This window comes from Serratia sarumanii, assembly GCF_029962605.1.
Classification (GTDB): domain Bacteria; phylum Pseudomonadota; class Gammaproteobacteria; order Enterobacterales; family Enterobacteriaceae; genus Serratia; species Serratia sarumanii.
Genome location: NZ_CP124751.1, coordinates 1 through 21,727 on the forward strand (window position 1 = coordinate 1; position 21,727 = coordinate 21,727).

The following is a 21,727-nucleotide window of genomic DNA, read 5'->3' on the forward strand; positions in this document are numbered from 1 at the left end:
GTGGCTGAACAGTCGAACAACCAATTTACTCATTATCGGCAGGTCAAGAACCCGAATCCGGAATTTACACCGCGTGAAGGGAAGAATACGCTGCCGTTCTGTCGCAAGCTGATGGCTAAAGCCGAAGGCTTCACATCCCGTTTTGATTTCTCTATGCACGTTGCCTTTGCGCGATCGCTTGGTAAGCGCCGCCGTATGCCTCCGCTTCTTCGCCGGCGGGCGATTGATGCGCTGTTGCAGGGGATGTGTTTCCACTATGATCCATTAGCTAATCGTGTACAGCGATCTATCACAAATTTGGCCATCGAATGTGGATTAGCCACGGAGTCCCATAAGGGCAACTTGTCTATCACTCGGGCGACACGAGCCTTGTTCTTCATGTCCGAACTCGGGCTGATTACATATCATACGGAATATGATCCGCAGATAGGTTGTAACATCCCGACCGATATTACTTTCACACCGGCGCTGTTTTCTGCTCTAGACGTTTCCGACGTAGCTGTTGTAGCTGCACGGCGTAGTCGTGTGGAATGGGAAAATAAGCAGCGTGAAAAACAGCACCTGTCACGCCTTGGAATGGACGAATTGATCGCAAAAGCCTGGCGGTTCGTGCGCGAACGCTTCCGCAGCTATCAGTCCGAACGTAAGGCACACGGACTCCGTCGCGCTCGAGCTCGCCGCGATGCCGAGCGCACTCGCCGCGATATTGAAACCATAGTGAAGCGACAGCTGACGCGTGAGATCGCTGAAGGGCGTTTCATTGGCAACCAGGCTGCAGTCTTCACTGAGGTGAAGCGACGAGTTAAAGAGCGCATGCTCATGTCTAGGGGAAACTACACCCGCCTGGTACCTGATCCCACCTGAACCACCTTTTTATGATCCGGTTGACGCCGGAGGACCCGTCACGCCTATCATACACAGCTGTTGAAAATTTGCACAAAACGACTTCTCGTGGTCGTGTTATTCACCGCTAGGTAGGCGTGAAAATATAGAAAAACCTATCACCGACAATCAACTGATGTAATCAGAACAGTTATACACATATAACTGCAAGGGAAAGTTCCACAAAGCTACAATCGATAGATCCATAGAGTGCGAAACGTGTATGTTTTAAGGTGCGTGGTTCCTTTTAAAGAACTAATGAATTCTTCTTTTAAAGACCTTTCTTTTCTTCATATAAAAATAAAACCTATTCATCGTCTGCCCTGTGGACAGACTCAAAAAATGTCCGCCCTTGCAGCGGGCATAGCCCGCGCCGGTTCGGTATCGAGTACCTCCCATTGCTACGCAACGGGCCCCATTAAGAAACATAAGTTAAAGCCGCTACGTAGCTGTTATAGCGATAAGAACAAGATACACGCCCGTAACCAGCCCTAACGGGCTGCTAACGCGGAGATACGCTCCAGCTGCGGCATAGCCTTGCTGGACCCACTCCGACGGCGTACAGAAGCTCCTGAAGCGCTGTAAGCTCGCTCGGTCTAGCAGGGCGAGGGGAGGATTGAGGCTCTATGAAAATATCGAACCGGCTTCGCCGGGCTACCGGCGACCCTAACCTGTCGCTGATATCTGTTTAGCCCATCTGTCGCCTACCTGTTACCCTCTTAATCTGATCGATAAGTGATCAATCAAATTTAGAGCTTGCTCAAAGTCAGGGTATGTTGGCGATTGATTCAAGGGGTTTGGGGTGCTATCAGGATAAATCTTAAGTATATTAGGAATTTAGCAACTAACTTAACCAGACAGGCATTTATGGCGACGTTGTTCATCGATCTACTTATCAAACCGCGCAAAAGATTTCGAGTTAAAACAACGTCTCAGGATGAGTTGACGCAGCAACTGGTGTTGTATGTGCAACGTCATTATCTGCGAGTGCCTGGCTGGGAGCTCTATAAGTATGGGCGTAGCTGGGGGTGTTTATGCCAGGTCGTGCCGCTTCCGTTCTTAGACTGGTTATCTTCGAACGAGAACTGCGCAAAGGCTAAAGAGATCGCTGAGACTTGCCGGCCGTTCGTAGAAGGTGCACGCAATACTGCCGTTCCGCCGATCGCTGTATATATTCCTTTAAGCTGGTTATGCATCATAATTCCGCCCCTGGAGCTCATGCTTCGAGAACATTGGCAAACTCAACTCAGAACAACGCGGACGGCGCCAGATGTTGATAGCGATACATCCTTCAAACCGTCTGATTACTACCTGTTATGCGAAGGACGGGCAATTCCTGACGTTTGGCAGCGGCATTTTGAATTATGTATGAAAAGAGGTATGCCGTTCATCGTTTTATGGCATTTTCCTCCTAAGCAGGCCAGATTTGCCTCACGCTACGACATTCTTTTTTCTTGGGAAACCTTAGTTAAAAACCATGGCCATGTATTTGATAACCCCGATTTTCCTGATATCACTACGATCGTGACTAAACGTATTATGCAGTTATTGAGGGAGCGACGACATGAAGAAGGCTTTGGCCGGGTATCTTTGCAGAATGTACTTGGAGAAGGGCAAATAAACATTTTAAAGTTAAGTTTTGAAGCTGCTGAACAGCTCACTCTTGAGCTGGTGAGATTGATCCAAGTGTTGATTAACGAAGCAGAAGTAAGTTTGCAGAATAACTTGTTAGGTTAACAAAATAGATATCAATCAGTATGTTGGTTTTCCTTTCTAAGGAAAAGCCGCTTATGCGGATTTTTTATTTGGTCGTCAAATAAGATCTTAGCATGAAGGCAGACCAGACAGATTCAGGTATGGGAAACACCTAAAGTAGGTTCTTGAAGTAGTGCTATCAGGGTATGGGAAATAGCACATGTTCTTAAAGGCCATAGTATGTGGGAAACGGCTAAAGTAGATGGGCTGGTTCAGGGGTTTTGGTTACGATCGTGAAAATAAGTTTGCCATCACCAGATTCAGACATCGTGGCCATCAAAGGGGTTTCTTTGCTGATCTTTTCCAGTGCAGGCTTGATAAATGTGCGTTTCATCTCGGCGAAGTTATCGCGCTGTGACTGTGGGAGCTGATAACGTTCGGCTAGCCAATCCGCGGTGGTGATCCAGATCCCGGACTTTCGATACTGGCATAGGCTTTCGTACAAGCGGATTGCCCTCACACTGTTGATTCGGCCGCAATCATAAAGGTTGTAGGTCGTGAATTGACTGCTTAGGTCCAGCAAATACGGCATTACCTTGTTGTTAAATTCTATGTTCCATGAACCCCTTCCTCGCTTCAAGCCTGCCTCAGCAAGCCAGGGGCGTTTACGTTCTTCATATTCACCATCCGATGGGAAAAAGGTAACAGAGCTATTGGAAAGCGCGTCAATACCTTTCCTAACATCAGTGCTTGCAGTCGCCTGGCTAACCTTAAACAGGCGCTGATAATCAGCGACCCTGACAGTGAACGTGCCTGGATGCTCGTCTTGTCTGTAAGTTTCCATGAGGCACAACCACAGGACTCGCTTAGCCTGTAATGACAGATAATAGGCAGCTTCCGTTAGCTCGTTTGATTGAGCAATGGCAGGTCTGTTGGTTTTCACAATCCCTTTATTTTCAGTCATATGTTGTTCTATGGGTGGTTTGGATTTACCCCATAGTTACATTCGTTTTATAGCATGGTCAAGGCAAACTTTTGGTGATTCCCATACCTGAATTAACTTTAGCTATCCCCCATAGAAACTTTAGCTGTTTCCCATTCCAACTTAAGCTTTTACCCACAATAACTTTGGCTGTTTCCCATACCTGCTTTATCCGTTTCCCATATTGACAGCCCTGAGAGGCAAGCGTGACAAGGCTTTAGAGCATGTCTAAAAAGCATTTAAAATCTTTAAAAATCAAAAAAATCTTTAAAAAACATTACTGTGGATATGTTGATATCTAAACTATGGGAAATACCAAAAGTTTCCTTCATGGAACTGCAGTAGCACCCACCGGGTAACCGGTGGGCCCCAAATCACTGCCTCAACAGCTCAGATCCTGCCTCAGAAACCCATGGTAGCTCTTTGTCTGTAAGCCAAGTGTCGCAACGGCTCGTTGCGATCTAGGCTCCTGTGGTGCGTCCAGCTTCGAAAAAAGACTGGTCTTAGCAGGATCGGGGGGGGAGGATCCTTTAAGATCCTCTATGGTTGCTATTTGATGAAAGGATTTCCTTTCGATTGGAGATACATCTGACCAAAAACATGTGATGCATAATCGTTGAGATGGCCAACATCCCTATACACGCTCACTCCATTAACTTCTGTAGCACATCCAGTCTCTGAACATTGAACGTCTTTTATGTCAATAATCACTAGAGATGGATGTGATTTTTTTAATTCTTCAAATTTTTCATCAAACCATGAAGGAGAAGGCTTAGTATTGCGAAGTGAGTTGCATTCACCATTTTCAAAATCATTTCTTCCTATCAGTTTCCTTTTCAAACAAAACTCATAGCCGTCTGGTCTATTAAATATTTCTTTCATTATCACCGGAGTGGAGCCTGCTTTTTCGATGATTGTAAGCGCTTCATTAATAGCAGAGCTTAATCTCTCTTTTGAAAGTTCTAAGGTACGGGTATCTCCTTGATTATTTATAATCTTATCGCTGACATACATTGGCCATAGCTCACCAATAATAACATAGTCATATTTATTATTTTCTATTTGTTCATAATATTGCTTAGTGTTTTCATGACAAGTTTCATAAACTGTATTAGAAAAGTGCCACCAATCAAACTGATAGAGACCTGGCAACGTTAAACAACTTGCTGTGCTTTTTGCAGTAATTGCTAAATTAGCATCTTTTGCTAAAGTCTCTAAGAACATCCAGTAGTGATTAGAGTTTGAATCTCCAATGAAGAATGCAGTCTTTTTTGGGGATTCAACTCCGAACGTACAGTGTTCGTTTGAATATTTTCCTTCGATTTCATCTGTAAGACAATCTGAACGATGTCCCGACATTTTTTTGTACTTTAATTCAAGGTTTGTTGCTGTGTTAAATGAACTTCCAAATCGCCATGGGAAGTAGTTTTGATTTTTTGCAACAGAATATAGAACAATGCTTAATAATAATGGCGTTACAATTAATAAAAGTATTGATGCTTTTAGGTTTTTATTGCATTTCCGCAGGGGCATCTCTATATAACTATAAGAAACACACGCAAGGAGTAATGATGATGTAAGTAATGAAATAAGCAGAAGTGAGTCGTTAAACACATCCATATAATGCAACAATGCCAGGCAAGGCCAGTGCCATAGGTAAAGAGAATATGAGCGTTTACCAATGGCTACGAGAGAATTTGATGCAAGCAACCTCGATGCATAGGATCTGGATGATTCACCAGAGAGGATTATAGCGCCAGTTGCTAATGCAACCACAAGGGTATACCCATTTGGGTAGCCAGATATTAATTCTGGAGACATTGAAAGAGTAATAATTAGAGATAGTGATACGATACCAACAATATTGGATAGCTTATGTTCTATCCTAAATGAGGTAAATGCGATGCAACTGCCAATTTGCAATTCGAAGCAACGCGAGAAAAAATCATAGTATCTCACTTTACTAGTTGTATAGGATAGGTATAAAGAAACAATAAGAAAAACGGCTGTAATCACATAGTTTGCTAAAGCGACTTTGTCTTTTTGATAAGACTTTAGTGTAAAATACAGAATTACAGGGAATGTCAAATACCATTGCCACTCAATAGAGAGAGACCATGTATGAAGCAACAATAAGTAGCTGGAGTCTTCTGAAGCATAACTAGTTGTTACACCAGAAAAATACTGGTTTGATGTGAAGTACAGAACATTTTTTACGCTGTGCAGGAACGTGTTGTAATCGGCTGGAAGGTAAAAAATGCTACCGATAATTATAGAAATGAAAACGATGAGTAGCAGCGATGGTTGTAGTCGCCAAATTCTACGAGTATAAAAATCACTTAAATTAAATTTTTGGTCATTAGTTCCGTCTAAAATTATTTTGGATATCAAATATCCCGATATGACGAAAAATACATCAACACCGATGAATCCTGCAGGGAATTGGCTTAGTCCCGCATGAAAAAAAATGACTAAAGCGACAGCTATAGCTCGTAAGCCGTCAATATCACTACGGTACTTCATTTTTAACCTCAAAGTTGTTTTTTTCGTTTATATTATAATTTAATTCCGAGGTCAGATAAATATACAAGTTTACATTTTAAATTATTTTGGCAATCGGTATATCGCTTAATCGTGTGGTGTAGGAGGGAGAGAGTAATTCGCGGCGCATCTTCCAGGTTTTACTTATCCCTTGGCCGGCAAACCAGACTTTCCCCAGCCCGGAGTGATTTATGCCATCGACGGCTTTCATCAATTGTTCGCTACCGGCGCGCGGTGGATGTTCGTCGAAGAGATCGATCTGGCCGGGTTTGTCACAGAAATCGTTAAGCATGATGCCCGCTTTTTGATAGCGAAAACCGTCACGCCAGATCGCATCGAGGGCTTTCACAGCCGCCGCAACAATGTCGCGGGTGTCTTGCGTGGCCAACATGAGCTGGACGCTGTGGCTGTTGGCATAATAAGGCTCATGAGGTGCAAATGGGCTGGTTCGTGCAAACACTGAAATGTGCCGGCAGTATTGCCTCTCTCGGCGGAGTTTCTCGGCGGCCCGCTCGGCGTATTGGCACACCGCCTGGCGCATGTCCTGCAGCTGCGTGACGCGCTGGCCAAATGACCGGCTGACGATGATCTGCTGCTTTGCCGGCAGCGCATCGATCGAGATACACGGCACACCGTTTAGTTCACGCACGGTGCGCTCGAGCACAACCCCGAACGTCCTGCGTATCAACGCCTGGTTGCTGTCGGCAAGCTGCAGTGCAGTCGTGATCCCCATCGCAGCCAGCTTTTTGGTCAACTGGCGCCCACATCCCCACACTTCGCTGACCGGCACCAGCGCCATCAACCGTCGTTGCCGATCGCGGTTTGTCAGATCAACCACACCGCCGGTAGCCGGCCAGGTTTTTGCGGCGTGATTAGCCAGCTTTGCAAGGGTCATCGACTGCGCAATTCCAATGCCACAGCTGAGGCCTGTCTGCTGTAGAACGGTATTACGCACACGGTGGCCGTAGTCTTCGAATGACTCTGTGGCATCGATGCCGGCAACGTGAAGAAATGCCTCGTCGATGCTATAGATCGTCATCGCCGGCGCGAGGGATTCTAAAATCGTCATGCAGCGTGCCGACATGTCGCCGTACAAGGCATAATTGCTTGAAAAGACAGTTACGTTTTGATTTTTAATGATTTCTCTGGCCTGAAAAAACGGCATGCCACGTTTCAGGCCGAGCTTTTTTCCCTCGCGGTTGATTGCCACCAGGGCGCCGTCGTTGTTCGAAAGAACAGCCACTGGACGCCCTTTAAGATCCGGACGGAAAACCTGTTCGCAGGCGCAGTACATCGAATTGACGTCAGCCAAGAGAAACATGGTCACCTCACGAACGAGTGCAGGGCATGGATCACTACCCCGAAAATTTCCAGCGTTTCGGGATAAATAGGACTGTAGGCGGGATTCATCGGCGCCAGGCAAACCTTGGGCGTAAGCAGCAGCCGCTTGACGGTAAACTCACCGTCGACCGCGGCGATCACGATGCTGCCATGCACGGGTTTTTCAGCCCGATCTACGATCAGCAAATCTCCTGACAGTATGCCGCCATCGCTCATTGACTCACCCGTTGCGCGGATGAAATACGTGGCGGCCGGGTGTCTAATAAAATCATTTAAATCAATGGATTGCTCTATGTAATCGTCGGCAGGGCTGGGGAAACCTGCCGGGCATGGTGTCCCGTATAGCGGGAGTTTGACCGGTTGACCTGGTGAAAAAAAGTACAATTCTCTGGCATTCATAATAGTAATAATTTATCTGTATATATATACAGTAAATCATAAACGAAACGTGCGCACACGCAAGCCTGAAACCGGGTCTCGTAGCGAGATCCGACGTAATATAATAATTTTCTGAGTGATTTTTTTCTGCAGCTTTTGGCGTTCCTCATGTGTGCTTGCACACATGATATCCACCAAAACTGTGGATAACGCGCAGTTCAGACCGTTGGTGTATCAATGGCCAGGATGAGTGAGGGATTGTCATTGCGAACGGCGCCCACAGCCGGCGAGACCGGTTGCCAGCTGAAATCCTCCGCTTGCAGGCTGTACACGTCAGCATGCATATGGCCAGAGGGCGGAACTAAGCTGGTATCGAGCCAGTCGCGCGCGGCAGCGGGTGGCAGCACCAGAGGACGTCGATCATGAATATCCGCCAGGCCGGCATGACTGGCGGCCGTGATAATGATAAAGCTGCCGCTGCCGTCGCTGGCTGCTACGTACAGCGCCGCAAAGAACAACGGCTGGCAAACGGCGCCACGGATAAAATAGGGCTGCTTCAGCCGTGGATTCTCCGTCGACTTTTTCCATTCGTACCAGCCCGATGCCGGCACCAGCGCGCGGCCATGCTTCCAGAGCGGGGCGAACATCCGGCTGTGCTCCGCGGTTTCAACGCGGGCATTGATGAGCGGTGGTTTTCCCTGTTCACGCCACCATTCCGGTGCATAGCCCCAGTTGACCAGCGTCAGCTGCAGCTGGTCATCGTGGTGATGAAACACCGACACTGGCGTGCCGGGGGCGACGTTATACCGTGCATGCCAGTCGCCGGCGGTGCTAACCGGCGTATCAAGCGCCAGGGCGGTGAGAAATTCGTCTCGGCAATGGAATTGTGCAAAACGGCCGCACATTGCGCCTCCTGACTTAAATAAACTAAGTGTAGAAAATTATTATAAACCTTGCACAATATATATAAATTCAACTCGATTATTATGATAGTATTATAAATACTGTATTTTATGGGTTTGGTTTTTATTCCATGATTAGAAATTTATTTTTCATCTCTATTTTCTTTGTCTTTGTGGCGTTCCTTGCGTCCATTGGTGGCTATTGGATGGTTTCGGGACTGGCTTTTATTAATTTATTTATTTGCTTGATTTTTATATTTATATTCTATGTGGTAAGGTTTTATAGATATAGAGGGGTGAGATGAAGAAACTATGAGTGATGATCCGGGAAGAAGTAAATTTGTCGATCTGCCGGCAGATGCCAGACCTTCTTTCTGGCGCAGCATAGCTGGCAGGGTATACGAAGGGATTATGCATTCTCTGGGACGGCCTGCCCGCCTGGAGAATGCGATTGCTTCCGGGCAGCTTATTCCCTGTCCGCTCATCGCCCCTGTCGACACGTTCTGGACACGGTCTGTGGTTTACTGGCAGGACTGGATGTCTTCACCTTTGCCATCATTCCATTCTAGCCCTTGGACGATCGACTACCGCAAACTGGGCTACCAGCGCGAACTCGAAAGTCATTCACTTGCTGTTCCCGAGCTTCAGCAGCTGATTAGCAAAGAAGATGTCCCTCATTTTACATGCGACATCACGGATATCCGGGGAATGTCGGCATCGAAATCTATGGAGCATGATATCCGGGACATTGATGAATTTCCCATCCTAAGATGCCGTGAACTGGCTGAACCCGTGACTAAAGAGTACTTGTGGAAAAATATGAGTCACAGGGAATTACGGCTCGACCGGATGCGATTTGCTGAATATCTGTGGGCAGAGCGGAGGCTCTACTGGCTGAACGAAGGTGGCTCACACCATTTTGGCGCTGCACGCTATCAGGCATGCCGCCTGGGCATTGCGGTTCCACTTACCGGCAGACTCTGTCGCTACAGTGTTAACGCGAGGATGGCCTCCGCTTTACGTCAGCAATGGCACCTGTTTGCTATTCCGGCAGACGAACTCTTCTGCAGCTTTTTAGATGCCATGAATGCTTTTGAATGCCCATTTGGTAATTCAGATTTGCCGCGTCACATGCATGATGCGGACAAATCAGGTATAGCTCTCAAACTCGTCTGGCTTGATCGTAGCCACCCCAGAGCCAATGCTGTTGCTGATGTACTTTCCGCCGCGGGTTTCCCTGATTTCGGTAAACAGTTGAAGCTGCTGGCGACCCAGACGGCTGAAACAATATCCCGAGAAGTAAATTAAACCTGTTCCTGGTCTTACCTCCCTGTTCATCCTTTGAACATTGATAACTTTTCTACCATTGGCTATGTTACGAACATATTTAGCCAAGGAAACGGGTATGGATACTGTTGAAGAGTTAGGTGGCACCTATTTTTACGCTGGAATGGAGCGCCTTGGCGCTGGTGAGCTGTTCTTCTGGGTTTTTGTGGATAAAACCATGCAGCAGCTGGGCGTCGGTGATGTGGGGGCTGTAGCGGCCATCGTCTCAGGCATGGCTATTTTACCGACCAGGCAGAAACCTGCCGGAGCCAAAAAGGGAACATCACTCGCCAGTGTGGCTTCACGAAAGGTCTTTGGGAACGCTAAATTCCCGTATGGAATTCAGCTACCAACATTTATCGGTAATCCCGTGGAAGGCATTAGGCGAAAGATGATCTCGAACATCGGCACCTTCGTTGGCCGGACAGTACCGGTCGTCGGCTGGCTCATTCTCGCCTATGATGTCTCACGGATCGGCGTCGAAAGCGTTGTAGCCTATAACAAAATCGCCCGTGCTGAGGATCGCTTATGGTAATCGAGACGCTTGAAGAGCAGGTAATCGCCCTCGTCAGAAAGCATTATGGTACGGTCATCACTGGCTGTTCACCCGAGATAACACCAGGTTCTGATATTGATGCTGACATTGGCATGGATTGGGCTGACGCAGAAGGGCTGATGGAGGATTTTTTTGAAAAGTTCTCAGTCGATAAGGCCAGCTTCAATATCAAAACCTATTACCCCGATCCGCCGATGGGGACATTACTCAAAAATTTGTTTAGGCGTGAAAAGGAGCTCCCCGAAGTACCCCAATTTACCGTCAATATGCTTATCGAGTCCGCCAAGGCTGGGCGTTGGTTGTACTGACGCCAGCTATGCAGTGTTCAGTCAGGGATATACCAGGCGTATCAATCGTCGGCATGTCGGACACTGAGCAGCAAGAAATTTATTATGCCGTATTTCATTTGTGGGCATACGACCTGCTGGGCACCATCCAGTGGCGTGGCGTGGCGTGGCGTGGCGTGGCGTGGCCTACCACTCGCGTGTCGCAGCTGCAGGCAGGTGACCTCAACTGGTTAAATAATGCTCTTAACGTACAAAATTTTCCGATCTCCAAACTGACCCCTATGTTGAAAAGGCCGCTGAGAAAAATTCTCCCGCAGCGGCCTCTTTAGCATAACGTCATTATGCGAACCATATTATATTATTTTTATTTTTGGAAGAACTTCCTCCATGACTTTGACGGCTTTTCCATCCTTGATTACATGGCTATTCCAACTACTTGATTGTGCCATCGCATCATCGTATATTCCTTGTGATATAGCTAGTAAGTCCGTATTTACCCATGAGAATAGACCTTCATCAACAAACTTTTTTGATATTAACTCATAGTGGCTGTTCTTTTTTAATGCAACATATAATGGGTATTTTTTTTCAATATTTTCAGCCAAACTGTCAAATGAAATTATTGAGAAGTCGCTTCGTTGCTGGCCTCTTATTAATGCTGTTTTCTGTGTGTTATTCTCATATTCTGATCTACGTCCATGCACTAAAACATACTTGAAGTTAAAAGGATTTTTACCCATGTGAGCAGGTTCAATGAAGCCTTGTAATATATTATTTTTGAAGTGACTTCTATTGGATTCTTCATCAAACCAAGCCCTCCATGTATTCATTTGCTGCAAGGCAAGATTAAAGTCAGCATGGAAAGTTGTGGAGTTATTCTTGAAATATTTTGAAGATGGCTTTTCTATCTCAACTAAAATTACATTCCAGTTGTCAGAGCTTTTAGAAAGATACACAAAGTCTGGTTTATAATCACTCGATAACGGTAATTTTCTGAATACCGTACAGAAATGAATTCCATGATTCTGTTCAAACTCTCTAGGAATAAACATTGTATTTTCTTCAAGATAGGTTTGATAAACTTGTTCTTTTTCATTTTTATTTAGCAAGTCAATATACTCTTGCTTTTTTTTGTTTATTTCTTGACCTGTAATGTACATGAGATTTCCGTTTTTTAAATTTAGGATTGTGTATAGTAACTATTTTTAACTCATTCTAATCTATAAAAACTCAATGTTACTTGTAATCTAGCTGTTACGAGTATGCCGCGAAGCGGTTCGATGGCCTACATCAGTTAGTATTATTCTTGATGCCTCCTATTAGGTGAGCGAGGTTATCCGATATCTCTTTAGTCATGACTGTAATTCCAGTTTTAACCTCGTTGAAGCTGTTTGTTTTTTGTAAGTATTTCGCGATGAATCTGTGCTTTTTTGCGCTCGATTTGTAACGATAGCTGATGAATAGTATTTGGTAGTTCTTTTGTTAGGAATGCATGATTATTTTCTTCAAATTCTCCTGATTCGGATAATTCAGAGTGTATGAGTTCAAGCATCTTGATGATATCAATTTGATGTTCTACTATAAATCTACGATAAGCTGTTTTCCCTACTTCTCTAACGAACAGATCTAGAAACTTACGGCCGTTACGAAATTCTTCAATGAAAAACTTTTCAATGATAAATGCAACCACAGGAACCATCAATGCCTTTATACGGGCAACTTCTTGCACTACATTTCTTTTAACCCCTTGAGTGACGTTGTGAAACCTTGATGCCATACAAGTAATGGGATTCAAAACCCTGACTTTATCATGAGCTGTATATTGAAATTTCTCCATGGGTAAATGAAAAACTTCTGTATTGATAATAAGTTTTCTGCCGTTAAAATCAGAGGGAGTAAGATATGAAGCGCTCGACAGGACATCCACAATGTTGGGTTCTTCAATGTGACGGTCATCGAAAATTTCTTTATTGACAAACTTTTTATGAAAATATGTTTTAATTTTCCCGTCTTTTATGTTTTTTAACGGCAGGATTGCCAGTGAAGGTGGTGAGCCATCATTATAATTTACGGGTACATCTAATACTGATGATATTACTGAAATGTCGATATTCCGTGCTGTCACATCAATATCATTGGAAGTAATATAATCAATAGGGGGATGTTCGGAGTAAATATCCTTGTACCATACCACCCAGTAGTGCACAGCCTGACCGCCTACGGTCACGATTGGCGACGTGAATTTATCACCATGCTTCATTAGTTCAGCGTTAAGGATATAGAGTTGGTCCAACGGACTCATATGTTCTGACATAAAAAAACCACCTTAAAAAAGATGGCTTATTATCACGTAATCATATGATTAGGCAAACGAGAATTTTTTCTGCAGCTTTGCAGTAGACTTCAGCTGACCAAAGTCAGATTTTGGTGAAAATGGTTGAGGCTCACGTTCACCTGCTTCGATCATGTGAAGCCTTTTTTCATAGAGCTCATGCTGTAACTGTTTAATGCTTCTCGCTGAAAGGTTTGCCATCGCAATCACCTGAAGTTAGTCTTTCAAAACCTACTTAATGTACGAATTATGCGCGTTTTTACGAAGGTCGTCAAACTTTCCTAAAGGAGAGCCTATCTGCAAAGCGGTGGCTTCATGCTATTGCTTTGCATAGAGTGTTTCTGCCAAGGGCTCGATACCAAGCTGATAAGACTATCGGGTGGTAGGGTTCAGAAGTTACATGAACTTATCAAATTTTTTAACCTCCCTGTCGCCGCGCCGCTGAGGTGCAGGGACAGGAACGGCGGCAGGCCGTCGTTGGCGCCCTGCCCCGCGATCAACCACAATGAATTCCACGGTGATTAACGGCTTCTACTGATCGACTGTTCGACCTGTTTAACCTGTTCCGCGAACTTGCCGGCCTGCTTGATGTGTTCAATACGCGCTAGCACTTTCTGAGTCTCGCCCAGATATTCAGTCATATTAGTCAGTGGCAGCGCTTGATAATACCCATGCGCGCTACTGAAGCCATGATACCGGAGCTGCAGCAGCACGCTCAGAAAAGCCTCATCCTTCTTGACTTGGCGATCGACCCATTTCCGTACTGCCTGGATCCCGCTAATATCACGCCATGCCCAGATATATCTATTCAGCAGGGGAAAGGCCGCCAACTGTTTGGTGATGGCCGGGCTGTTCAGTCTCTTCCCCATGGTTTTCTGTAAGATGACGACGTTACTCCGCTCCATCCACTCTTCCAGCTGATGGCCCGTTCTGTCTCCGACTATCCCATGTTGCCACAGCAGGTGACGGACATACTCAGCGCCCCAGTACCAGGCTTTCCCAAGCTGGAGTTGCGCAGTCAGGAACTTATTGGTAGATGTGACATCCTCACGTAGCATTCGTTGGATTAGCCGATCGGCCACGCTGTAGGTATCCAGGTCCTGCAGCTCAAACCACTCGTTGTCTTGCCGATAGCGTTTCACCATGTCATCCCCGTTGTCGAAGAAGAACTGCAGCAGACCCTGGCACTCGGCCAGCGTTCTGGAATCAATCTGGGGGGATGTTAGCTCGGCCAGCATGTGCTCAAACCAGGTGCGGGAAGATAAGTTCTTTTTTCTCTGGATATGACCGAGCAGGCGTTGTGCCAGTTCCTGCTGCTTTTCAGGCTGGTCATGCTGGCCGGCGAGCGCGAAGATTTGGTCAAAATCTTCCGGTAACAGGATATTTTGTGGCGCGCAGAAGGCGAAGTAGTAACGCCAGTATGCCTGGCTGCCAAGCCGCTTCCCTGCTGTGAGCCAAGCACTTTCCTGCGGACCGGTGCTTACAAAGAGTTTATCGGGATGCACTGTCAGTCCATCTAAGATCCCCGGGACCCATTCACTCAGCTCCGTGATGGAATGCGCTTTGGCCGGGAAATACCGCATCAGGTGTTGCTTAAGGTTGTCTGTCAGGACTTTCTGCTCCTCTTTACTGACATGGCCATCTCCGGTCTGCACCACGTTCCGTTCCGACAGGTATTCTTCCACCCAGTCATACAGACCCGAATTTGTCGTGCGGAGCAGCTGCAGGAAGCACAGATCCGGGAAATACACATAGTCCCGTATGCCCGCATAACGGAACCGTAGTGCATTTAGAACGGTCTGGACTTCCCGGGGCGATTTCAGCATGGCGCCATAAATATTCGCGACTGCCGTCAGGTCATCCAGTATGCCCTTCTCCGGGGGAGATTTATTCACCGTTTGGTATAACTCAATGGCATCATCACGAAATTGCTGGCGCAGCGCAAAGGATTCCGGGCGCGGCAGTCCGAATGAGATCTGGACAATTTTCTGCAGGTACAGGCTCCCGTCGGTGACGCCCAGCCCCTGGCTGATGGCCTGTGACAGCACCGCCTTGTCATAACAGAGCAGGTAGCGGAAGCGGGGAAAATCCGCGACCGACTTCACCAGTCGGATCACCTCCACGGCCTGGGCCGGTTCGAGGCGATCGAGATCGTCGAGCAGGATAATGAAGCTCAGATCCAGCTCTTCGATTTTCTGAGCAATCTCGGCGCGCATGTCGGCCGTGGTTTTTTCCTTTTCTTTCAGCCAGTGCGAGTCTGCCACGGCGTTCAGTGCGCCGCTGGCATCGGGGACACCGGGAATGACCGCGGCGATCTGAGCGACAGGCGACAGATTCCGGGCGGTGGCCCGGGTGTAGTCCATCAGCGTCTTGGCGGTACCGGTCAGCGCTTTTTTCTTTTTGAGGGCTGCCCGTTCCTTCGCTGAAAGCCGACGTTCTTCTTCCTCGGCAATGATGCCAGCTACCGGAAGCAGTAAGGACGCCACCAGAGGCGTATCACTGCCATCGAGCCAGGGGGAAATATTCAGCACGAAGGTTCGCGCTTCCTGTTGTTTATCCAGCGCCGTGCGCAGCAGATTAAGGAGGCTGGTTTTCCCCGTCCCCCAGGCGCCTTCGATACCGATCACGGCACTGCCCTCCCGGCCGATCTCCTTAATGGCGCGGGCCAACTCGGTGGCAATGTGGGTGAAACCATAGCGGTCTTCGTCGTTATTGCGGATGGCGCGATCGGGATGTTGCCCCTGGCGGTTTTCTTGCGGTGAATGCGTCATGGTTACAGATCCCCGTACAGTGCGGCGAGCTCGGCCAGCGCCGCGGCTGTGGACGGGTGCTCCAGCTGCGCCAGCAGCTCGGCCTCGAGCGCGGTGAAGGTGTCCGGCGCCAGCCGCAGCCGCAAATTCGGCAGCACCAGACCGATGTCGCCGCTCTCCGGCACATGCAGCGAGACATGCCGCCCCTGATAGCTGCGGGTGCGATCGCCGTCCTGACGCGCGCGCAGCAGGCGGCGCAGTTCGGCGAACACCGGCCAGCCGAAGGTCGACTGGAAGACCGCGCCGCTGATGTGCAGGGACAGGAACGGCGGCAGTCCGTCGTCGGCGCCCGGATAGGCGCCCTGACCGGCGACGATCTCCACCGTGGCGCTGAGCTCGCCGGCGGCGGCGATCAGCTGCTGGCGCTCCACGAAGGGCACGGTCAGCGCCAGGTACTCGGCCAGCGCCGGATCGTCGGCGCGCTGCGCGGCGACCGCCAGCGGGAAGATCGCCCGCAGCCGCACCGGGGTGCAGGCGCGGGCCAGCGCCTCGTCGCTGAAGTCATCGAGGTTCAGCACGCCGCTGGCCAGCGGTCGGGCGAAGAACTCGGCGCTGCCGGCCGGCGGGGTGCATGTGGCCGTAAAGCGGTCACGCAGCGCCTGCAGCCAGTCCTCGCCGCGCAGGCCGAAGGTGCGCCGGTAATAGTGGGGATCGACATCGAGCCCGCCGCCCACCGCCGTCTCCAGCAGCGCATCGGTGATCAGCAGCAGCGCGGACAGCGGCGCCCGGTTGACCGGCCCGCGGCCATCGCGATAGGCGATCTGCGCCTGGCTGAACAGCCAGCGCAGTTCGGCGCGGCTCAGCGCCTGGCCGTCGACGGTTTCCGCGCGCACGACCTTGCGGTACAGCTGGCCCAGGGTGGTGTACGGCGCCGCGCAGAGCGCGCGGTATTCGTCGCCGGCGACCGAAGTGGCCAGCGTTTGCTGCAGCAGACGTTCTGCCAGGGTGTTGACCGGCACGGCTTCGGCGGCGGCGCGGTTTTTCAGGGCGGCGATCAGGGATTTCGGAAAGCGGAGGTTCAGCTGGCTGAGCATGGCGGTGTCCTGCTGTCATAGGAATCTATTGTGATGATAGCAACATCCTATAAAGCAGAAATGGAAATTACAATGCTTTATCCAATGCAGCTAGCTTCCTTTTACTATGGTTGCAACAATGAACCATTGCTAACAATTTCGCGGTCTGCTAGCGAAGCTGAGTGCGGCGGTCGGCGTTTTTGCGTCGCAGATCCGAAAAAGCCCATAATCGGAAATCCCGTACCTGAGCCGTCAGGCTGACCGGATGATATAGTGGATTCTCGAACCGGAACGGGAGGGTTAAATGGGAAATTATTCAGATTTTGAGACCGATTTTGTTCAGCGAACACTGGCGCTTATTGATCAATATAACGAAATGATTGAGGTGCAGGGCAAGCCATTCAGGGAGCAGTACAACTACACATTGACCCTGAATTGCCTTCTGGGTCTTATCGTGTTACCGAAAGAGAGGGCGCTCTCTTTCCTGCCTGCCGAACGTTTAACGCTGCAGCTTAAAGCTGAAATGGGATTACATGAGTCACAGCTGCCCGGACCCGAAATGAACCTGCGGGAGTTGATCCATAAGATGCGGAATTCAGTGGCTCATTTCTGTGTCCAGGTAGAGTCAGTCAACGATGCACACCTTGTAGACTGGATTGTTTTCAGGGAATCCCAGGGAGATGGGGACGTCTACGCCAGGTTCAGCGCTCCGGAGCTTTTACCCTTTTTGAAATATTATGCGACCCTGCTGCTCGACAATATGGCCCGCCGTCGAGCCAGAGCTGTTAACGTATTGGATTTGTAAGGGATTTACACAATGTTGATTCTCGATTGTTCCTCACGACCTCAGGCGTTGCATACATTATCTGCCGGGTTTGGCTGTAGCCCAGAAAAGCTGAAAAAATTACTGCTTTCGCTCGATCTTGAAAGTATCTACGAGCTTAATCCTCGCTTGTTGGTTGATGCACCCCATTACCTGAGAGAGTACGTCTGTGCGGAACTGGGCGAACCTGGTCCATTCACCCGAGCTCTGTGGTTTCATGGTACCCGGACTTTCGCCGGTAATACTTTTCCGGCGGGGTTACTGGCGCTAAATCAGTCAGAGCCACTCGCCATGAAAATGCTGCTCGAGCTGGCCCCGAGTGAGATGGTCCGTAAAAACCTGCGGGAATGGGATGTTCCGGGGGGCGTCCCGGACGAGATGTTTCAGCTCAGAACCGGCGATAAAATGCACTGGGGACCTTATGGTCATCTAGTCCGGGAATTACATTTTAACGCCAGTGAAAATGGACAGCATGATTACCTCTGGCTGCCGGAGCTGGTCGAGGATGTCTGTAATGCCTACCAGGAGAAATATGGTCACGATCTTAAACCGCATTATCTCAGAGTGCTTCATCCCTGTATTGTCTGGTTCGAGGGGGAGATTGTTTATGAAAAAGGAGTTCTTGAAACAGCTCTGGCATATGCCTATACATCAGTCCGTGACCTCCCGCCGGACGGGAACGCAACTTTCGGCATAGACTGTGAGGGAAAATCTGTGTCCAGATCGGCCATTGCCAGAATTGAGTTTCTGCAGCACCGGGTTCCTGGCCTCAGTGGCTCCTGACAGGTGGATGGCACGATGAGCAATCAAGCACACTTGGCGCACATCCACTTGCTGGTCAAAACCAATGCGTTTAACGTTTACACACTGGCCAGCACAGAGACCTGGCAGATGCCTTCGGTCCGGGACATCGCCGTGGTCCGGGGGCTGATCCCCCTGACCGACATGCAGCTGGCCCACCGGCTGGCGGTGGACGAGCGTACCATCCGCAAATGGAAATCCGGTCAGACCCGGATGGTGTACACCACCTGGTGCTGTCTGTGCTGGATGGCTGGACTGGGGATGCCGCTCGATAACATTATCAGTGACTAAAGATACGCTTCCAGATGCGTCTGAGTATGAAACGTCTCTGGAATCGCCAGTTTCGTTTCCAGATATGAAGAAGGTCGTCAAAATTGGTCAAAAACCACGTTAGACCACGGTAAGCGACCACGATTGCCCAGATGAACTGGCCGATGGCGATTAGGGTATAGATGACAGCTAATACTGCAGTTATTAATGTAGACATATTGTTCTCCTTAATGTCTGTGTTTATCTGCAAATATTTACTGCCAGGGGGGCGGCCTTTAAGGCCGGTTAGAAAAAAAAACTGAAAAAAAGTTTTCCTTTCCTCTTTGTTGCTATTTAAGGCTTAGTCATTAAAGAATTTTGCACATCAGGCAATAATCCCCAATTCGCAACAATGTGCAGGTTTTTGTGACTTTTTAGCAATAATTCTTCTTTCCCTCTCTGCAGATCCGAAAACTCATTGTTTCGGATCAGCGGATCGTCACACTGCCCCGCTACCCCGGAAACCACAACATGTGGCACCGCTTAAGCTGCGTTTTCTTCTATATATTGTGTTTTACCGGGGTGATCGTTAACGGCGGTTTTTGGCCGACAACCGCGCTGGGATTATTTTTACGCCGTGGTACACTTCCGGAAAGTTGCCATAATCCAGAAAGTCGGATCACCTGAAAACCGTCGTCCGGTAATTTAACGACGTGGCTATATGGCTGCTTATTATAATGTGAGTGATGTTTACGGCAGGAAACTGCGAGGGCGATCATCGTCACTGAGGGGAAGGGGTAAGGTGATTGCGGGAAGTGATAATTTTATTAGAGGGTAAAGCTAGGATGGTTTATAAGGACGTGATTGATGAACTGATTGCTGACGGTCATAAAACAGTCACCCTCTATGAGAATAGGCTGAGCACCGATGACGACGATGTACCTATTACCCAATATCTGATTATTACAGTAAACGGTGACGTTGTTGCCCGACGGATCGTTTCCTTCGGCTGCAACTGGTCAATGATCTTTTGGCCGCTTCCTTCCTCAATGTGCTCATCCCTACGGGAGATTTGGGAAATCGATTTATCCAACAGAGAGGAAGCGTACTCACTATTGAGCATATTTCCGTAATGCTGTCCGGGGAGATTAAAGAGCTGTGAGGCAGACAGGATTTTACACTCAATAAGGAACACACATGGGTGACTGGTTTATTGCCACCGAGGGCGTGAAGATCGTCAAAGACAGCCCCGGCCTGTGGCCGCAGATCATCACGGCGGTGGCGTCCATCGGGGCGGCGCTGGGTGGTGTGGGGCTGACGCACCGCTTTACCCGCAAACGGGAGCAGGCGGCCGCTGAGCAGAAACTCGCGGGGGAGCGTTATTTCATCGCCACGGAGCTGGTATTCAAGCTGGAAGACTTTGCGGAAATGTGTGCGGAAGTCTCGCAAGATGATGGCAGGCGGGATGAAGGAGATGAATTCCGGCCTACTGTCAGTGTGTACTCCCTTGAATTTGATGATGTGACCGGTGACTGGCGTGCCCTGCCTCCCCCGATCATGTACCGGGTGCGGGAAATGAGCGTTCTGCAAGCTGAAGCGCGCGGTTCGATTAACTTCCGCGATGAAGTCGACACTTCCTCAAGGCATGACAGCTATTATCGAGAGAGGCAGTATCAGTATGCACGCCTCGGCCTGCGGGCTCTCTTGCTGGCCAAACGTCTGCGCAAACTCACCGGCATGCCCTCTTCTCGCCTCGACAAGTACGACTGGTCGCCGCAGAAAATCCTGTGGCAAAGCTGGCGTGAAGGGCGAAAGTTTAGAAATGAGGAACGACTGGATGAGGAATAATACATGAGCGGTTTAGTGGTGCCGGCATTCTACCCGGCGATGCCGGCGCAACCGTCGGTGGCTGGCGTTTCGTTGCCGGTCGCCATCGACTACCCGGCCGCGCTGGCGCTGCGCCAGATGGCTCTCGTCCATGACGAACTCCCGAAATACCTGCTGGCGCCGGAGATCAGCGCCCTGCTCCACTACGTGCCGGATCTGCACCGCAAACTGCTGCTGGCCACGCTGTGGAACAGCGGCGCCCGGATCAACGAGGCGCTGGCGCTGACGCGCGAGAATTTCGCGCTGGCGCCGCCCTACCCGTTCGTGCAGCTGGCCACCCTCAAGCAGCGCACGGAAAAGGCCACGCGCGGCGCCGGCCGGTTGCCGGCGGCCAGCACGCCGCCGCGCGTGGTGCCGCTGTCCGATCCGCAGTACGTCGCGCAGCTGCAGACGATGGTGGCCACGCTGAAAATTCCGCTCGAGCGCCGCAACGCGCGCACCGGCCGGATGGAAAAGGCGCGGCTGTGGACGATCACCGATCGGACGGTGCGCAGCTGGCTGGCGGAGGCGGTTGATGCCGCGGCGCGCGACGGCGTGACGTTCTCGGTGCCCGTCACCCCGCACACCTTCCGCCACAGCTACGCGATGCACATGCTGTATGCCGGCATTCCGCTCAAGGTGCTGCAGGCGCTGATGGGGCACAAGTCGGTAAGCTCGACCGAGGTGTATACGAAGGTGTTTGCGCTGGATGTGGCGGCGCGGCACCGGGTGCAGTTTCAGATGCCTGAGGCCGAAGCGGTCAGCATGCTGAAGGCCCTGAGTCCGGGGCAGTAAACCCCTTCTGCATAAAGGCATCCTGTACTGTTCCGGATTGTCGTTCTACCTCAACGAAAAAATACGATCAGCAAAAATTTTTGATGGACAATTTTTCCGAAAGTGCCGGAATGTCCAGGCTGGATAGCATTTTTTGTGCGTCCCCGGG

The 21,727-nt window shown here is 49.4% G+C and carries 20 protein-coding genes; 10 read left to right on the forward strand and 10 right to left on the reverse strand.

Features of this window, described 5'->3' with window-relative positions; all coding sequences use genetic code 11:
* Both repA and SSARUM_RS24060 read left to right on the forward strand, forming a co-directional pair.
* The gene (gene repA, locus SSARUM_RS24055) at positions 1–864 is read left to right on the forward strand and encodes an incFII family plasmid replication initiator RepA (protein WP_128884999.1); all 864 of its coding nucleotides are present in this window, start codon (positions 1–3) and stop codon (positions 862–864) included.
* An 885-nt stretch (positions 865–1,749) separates the two neighbouring features.
* Complete coding sequence (locus tag SSARUM_RS24060) at positions 1,750–2,619, forward strand: hypothetical protein (protein WP_128885000.1); 870 nt, start codon at positions 1,750–1,752, stop codon at positions 2,617–2,619.
* A 211-nt stretch (positions 2,620–2,830) separates the two neighbouring features.
* Here SSARUM_RS24060 and SSARUM_RS24065 read toward each other — a convergent pair whose 3' ends face one another.
* From SSARUM_RS24065 to SSARUM_RS24085, 5 genes are all read right to left on the reverse strand, one after another.
* A complete protein-coding gene (locus SSARUM_RS24065; protein WP_128885001.1) occupies positions 2,831–3,541 on the reverse strand; it encodes a replication initiation protein in 711 nt (236 codons plus the stop codon).
* A 567-nt stretch (positions 3,542–4,108) separates the two neighbouring features.
* Positions 4,109–6,082, reverse strand: coding sequence for an acyltransferase family protein (locus SSARUM_RS24070; protein WP_128885002.1), 1,974 nt, complete (start codon positions 6,080–6,082; stop codon positions 4,109–4,111).
* A gap of 76 nt (positions 6,083–6,158) precedes the next feature.
* Positions 6,159–7,421 (reverse strand): translesion error-prone DNA polymerase V subunit UmuC, encoded by a 1,263-nt coding sequence (umuC, locus tag SSARUM_RS24075; RefSeq protein WP_128885003.1) that lies wholly within the window; start codon positions 7,419–7,421, stop codon positions 6,159–6,161.
* A gap of 2 nt (positions 7,422–7,423) precedes the next feature.
* Entirely contained in the window at positions 7,424–7,840 is a 417-nt protein-coding gene (gene umuD / locus SSARUM_RS24080) for a translesion error-prone DNA polymerase V autoproteolytic subunit (RefSeq protein WP_128885004.1), read from the reverse strand.
* Positions 7,841–8,037: 197 nt separating this feature from the next.
* The gene (locus SSARUM_RS24085) at positions 8,038–8,724 is read right to left on the reverse strand and encodes an SOS response-associated peptidase family protein (protein WP_128885005.1); all 687 of its coding nucleotides are present in this window, start codon (positions 8,722–8,724) and stop codon (positions 8,038–8,040) included.
* A gap of 309 nt (positions 8,725–9,033) precedes the next feature.
* On the opposite strand from SSARUM_RS24085, the gene SSARUM_RS24090 reads away from it, so the two are divergent.
* The 3 genes from SSARUM_RS24090 to SSARUM_RS24100 all read left to right on the forward strand — a co-directional run bounded on the left by SSARUM_RS24090 (position 9,034) and on the right by SSARUM_RS24100 (position 10,911).
* Positions 9,034–10,029 (forward strand): DUF6685 family protein, encoded by a 996-nt coding sequence (locus SSARUM_RS24090; protein ID WP_128885006.1) that lies wholly within the window; start codon positions 9,034–9,036, stop codon positions 10,027–10,029.
* A 97-nt stretch (positions 10,030–10,126) separates the two neighbouring features.
* Positions 10,127–10,582, forward strand: coding sequence for an STM2901 family protein (locus SSARUM_RS24095; RefSeq protein ID WP_128885007.1), 456 nt, complete (start codon positions 10,127–10,129; stop codon positions 10,580–10,582).
* Entirely contained in the window at positions 10,576–10,911 is a 336-nt protein-coding gene (locus SSARUM_RS24100; protein WP_128885008.1) for a DUF1493 family protein, read from the forward strand. The genes SSARUM_RS24095 and SSARUM_RS24100 overlap by 7 nt, the downstream gene beginning before the upstream one ends.
* Positions 10,912–11,243: 332 nt before the next feature.
* Here the strand turns inward: SSARUM_RS24100 and SSARUM_RS24105 are convergent, their stop codons facing one another.
* The 5 genes from SSARUM_RS24105 to SSARUM_RS24125 all read right to left on the reverse strand — a co-directional run bounded on the left by SSARUM_RS24105 (position 11,244) and on the right by SSARUM_RS24125 (position 17,066).
* Positions 11,244–12,050, reverse strand: a complete 807-nt coding sequence (locus tag SSARUM_RS24105) for a Shedu immune nuclease family protein (RefSeq protein WP_128885009.1) — start codon at positions 12,048–12,050, stop codon at positions 11,244–11,246.
* A gap of 212 nt (positions 12,051–12,262) precedes the next feature.
* Entirely contained in the window at positions 12,263–13,204 is a 942-nt protein-coding gene (locus SSARUM_RS24110; RefSeq protein ID WP_128885010.1) for a hypothetical protein, read from the reverse strand.
* A gap of 48 nt (positions 13,205–13,252) precedes the next feature.
* Positions 13,253–13,423, reverse strand: coding sequence for a hypothetical protein (locus SSARUM_RS24115; protein ID WP_161568993.1), 171 nt, complete (start codon positions 13,421–13,423; stop codon positions 13,253–13,255).
* 320 nt (positions 13,424–13,743) lie between these two features.
* Complete coding sequence (locus SSARUM_RS24120; RefSeq protein ID WP_128885011.1) at positions 13,744–15,993, reverse strand: KAP family P-loop NTPase fold protein; 2,250 nt, start codon at positions 15,991–15,993, stop codon at positions 13,744–13,746.
* A gap of 2 nt (positions 15,994–15,995) precedes the next feature.
* Complete coding sequence (locus SSARUM_RS24125; RefSeq protein WP_128885012.1) at positions 15,996–17,066, reverse strand: hypothetical protein; 1,071 nt, start codon at positions 17,064–17,066, stop codon at positions 15,996–15,998.
* Between the two features lie 283 nt (positions 17,067–17,349).
* On the opposite strand from SSARUM_RS24125, the gene SSARUM_RS24130 reads away from it, so the two are divergent.
* From SSARUM_RS24130 to SSARUM_RS24150, 5 genes are all read left to right on the forward strand, one after another.
* Positions 17,350–17,850 carry a HEPN family nuclease gene (locus SSARUM_RS24130; protein ID WP_128885013.1) on the forward strand — a complete coding sequence of 167 codons (501 nt, stop codon included), beginning with the start codon at positions 17,350–17,352 and terminating at the stop codon, positions 17,848–17,850.
* A gap of 12 nt (positions 17,851–17,862) precedes the next feature.
* On the forward strand, positions 17,863–18,651 hold the full coding sequence (locus SSARUM_RS24135) for a hypothetical protein (RefSeq protein WP_128885014.1): 789 nt from the start codon (positions 17,863–17,865) through the stop codon (positions 18,649–18,651).
* Between the two features lie 15 nt (positions 18,652–18,666).
* Positions 18,667–18,960 carry a korC gene (locus SSARUM_RS24140; RefSeq protein WP_128885015.1) on the forward strand — a complete coding sequence of 98 codons (294 nt, stop codon included), beginning with the start codon at positions 18,667–18,669 and terminating at the stop codon, positions 18,958–18,960.
* 1,155 nt (positions 18,961–20,115) lie between these two features.
* Entirely contained in the window at positions 20,116–20,766 is a 651-nt protein-coding gene (locus SSARUM_RS24145) for a hypothetical protein (RefSeq protein ID WP_128885018.1), read from the forward strand.
* A gap of 3 nt (positions 20,767–20,769) precedes the next feature.
* Positions 20,770–21,579 (forward strand): site-specific integrase, encoded by an 810-nt coding sequence (locus SSARUM_RS24150; protein ID WP_128885019.1) that lies wholly within the window; start codon positions 20,770–20,772, stop codon positions 21,577–21,579.
* The last annotated feature ends 148 nt before the right edge of the window (positions 21,580–21,727 follow it).